3 protein-coding genes are annotated in these 2,304 nt (G+C 37.5%); all 3 read right to left on the bottom strand.

The genetic code is table 11. The features are described 5' to 3' along the window. On the bottom strand, window positions 1-1,298 hold a 1,298-nt coding region (locus B9Y84_RS20220), incomplete at its 3' end, for a BspA family leucine-rich repeat surface protein (protein WP_139828124.1). Then, the gene (locus B9Y84_RS20700) at window positions 1,295-1,441 is read right to left on the bottom strand and encodes a hypothetical protein (protein WP_176223859.1); all 147 of its coding nucleotides are present in this window, start codon (window positions 1,439-1,441) and stop codon (window positions 1,295-1,297) included. The genes B9Y84_RS20700 and B9Y84_RS20220, both read right to left, overlap by 4 nt. A gap of 482 nt (window positions 1,442-1,923) precedes the next feature. Continuing rightward, window positions 1,924-2,304, bottom strand: a 381-nt coding sequence (locus B9Y84_RS20215; protein WP_139828122.1) for a type IX secretion system membrane protein PorP/SprF, incomplete at its 5' end; no start/stop codon positions are given.

Below are 2,304 nucleotides of genomic sequence, written 5' to 3'. Positions count from 1 at the left end.
GAAGAAGCTGGCGTCCCTCCAAAGCTTACAGCCGTTGCACCCGTAAAATCCGTACCAGTTAAGATGACGGTGGCGCTCGCAGCCGCCGAAGTAGGTGAGAAAGAGGTTATGGTAGGTGGACAAATGGAGGCTTTTGAATCTAGTGTTATTTCCCATCCTTGACTATCAATCAAAAATTGTCGTGCAATCTCAGCATTACAATAAGAAAGATCAAAGGCCCTAAAAGAAGTTATACCAGTTGGTATTTGAATTTCACTACCGCTGATGGTAGCCCATCCAATTAATGTGTTGTCATAATTTGAAACAGATAGATTTGATCGGAATAACATATCAGTCATACTTGCAACTTCTCCTATGTCCCAGTTTCCAAGATTTTGGTTGAAACTGCCTGCAAAGCCAAACATAAAACCCATTGTACTAACTTTACTTACATCCCAGCTACTTAAATCTTGATTAAAGGAGCTAGCCTGGTAAAACATAAGCGCCAAGGTATTTGCAGAACTCATATCCCAATTATTCAAGGGTTGATCGAAACTAGTGGCCCCTTCGAAAGTGCCCGCAAAATCCTGTACAAGGCTTACATCAAAATTGTTGACTGATTGATTAAAACTAACGGCATTTTTAAACATTACTTTAATATCCGTAAGTCCTGTTGTGACCCAATTATTTAAGGGTTGATTAAAGCTTGATGCGCCATGAAACATATTCGAAATACTTTTGACATTTGTTAGGGTCCAGTTGTTTAAAGGTTGGTTGTAGGAAGTTGCATCCCAAAACATCCCAAAAAATAGGACAATATTGCTTACATCCCAATGTTCAATCGATTCATTGAAAGTAGTTGCACCACGGAACATTTGATTTAATGACAAGACATTGGAGAGATCAGGCGCGTCAGTGGCAGGGACTGTAAGATTGGTACATCCATAAAATGCAGTTTCCATACTTGACCATTGAATAGTTCCCCATTCCGCAATAGTCAATATTTTATCTTTATCTCCGCTATTATTAAAATTGATTCTAGGAAAAGTACCAGTAATTTGCACCTGATAGGTATCAGTAGTTAATCCTGAAATAGTGTAGCTACCTGTTATGCCATTATCTAAGCCATCTCCTATTCCTGAGCCGCTAAGATTGGTCCAGCTGATATCATAATTATACCCACCTCCGCTAGTGGGTATGGTGATTTGGGTGTCGTTAGTCTGCCAGGTGGTTATAAAGGAATTTTGAGCTTGTGTTGAAAACTCAAAAGCTAACATTAAATAAGTGGAGATGCCGGCTATTAATATTAAGTTTTTCATCTTGAGGTATTTTGATCCTGAGGAAGTGAAGGTAAGTGGAATGAGGTCAATTCTGCTTCAGTTGCATATAATGTTTCTGGTGTAGCACAATTCATTGAATCAATCAGATAGGGGAGTGCTATTGTTTTGATCGTTGTTTTCATATTTTGTGTTTCTGAATTGCCCACGGATTCGTTTAACTACAGTATTTCAATTTCCTTTTCGCAGTTCATGAGTAGCAACTAATGGGGAGAAATAGCTCTAATCATTCGTTAGTCTTCTAGTATTTCTTTTTAACAAAGACTTTGAAGCAAATTATCCTACCAATATTTAATATAATTTAATGATTTATCCACAGATCTAAAATCGATCAAGGACGAGTGCCTTACATTATTGTCCGAAGGCCCACTTTTATTGTCCGAAGCGTATTGATGGAACAAGAATTATCGCCATTTTGAAGTGATGAGAGTTTATAATCATTTTCATCTTTTGCTGGCATTAATTTTTTTATGTTATTTTACTTTGCTGGGAACTGTCCGTTAAGAATGCTGATGTTGAGTTTTATAAAACATCAGATAAATGGACGTTGAGTTGAGAAAAAAATGACGCAGGTTAATTTCGTATTGAAACCATCGACCAGTTTTTGTTAAAAGAATCTTCTGCCTAGTCCATGTTTTCCGAAAAGCTCAAGATCGAGTGATACCATGAGTGAATGGGTTCCGAAGCCTGTTAGGGCTGTATTGTTGACAGGCAATTCAAAGGCGTATCCCAATTTCAGTGTTTCTCCCACTTTCATTTGCGTATTCAAGCCAATGGTGCCGAAATTTCTGAAAGATGCCCCAAGCCAAATCGTCTCATTTAATAGAAAGGAAGCATTTAGATCCAGTGCATAATTATCTTTATCCATATACATTAATAGAATGGAAGGCTTAAATTTTAAAGAAAAGAGCTGATCGAAAATATAACCAGCACTTAAATAGTAGTGTCTCCTATATCGAGTACTTTCCATGCCTCCATCATTTACTTT

It is taken from the genome of Marivirga sericea (assembly GCF_900177665.1).
GTDB classification, from domain to species: Bacteria; Bacteroidota; Bacteroidia; order Cytophagales; family Cyclobacteriaceae; genus Marivirga; species Marivirga sericea.
Note: the sequence above shows the minus strand (reverse complement) of the source record. Positions and strands in the feature narration are given on the sequence as shown.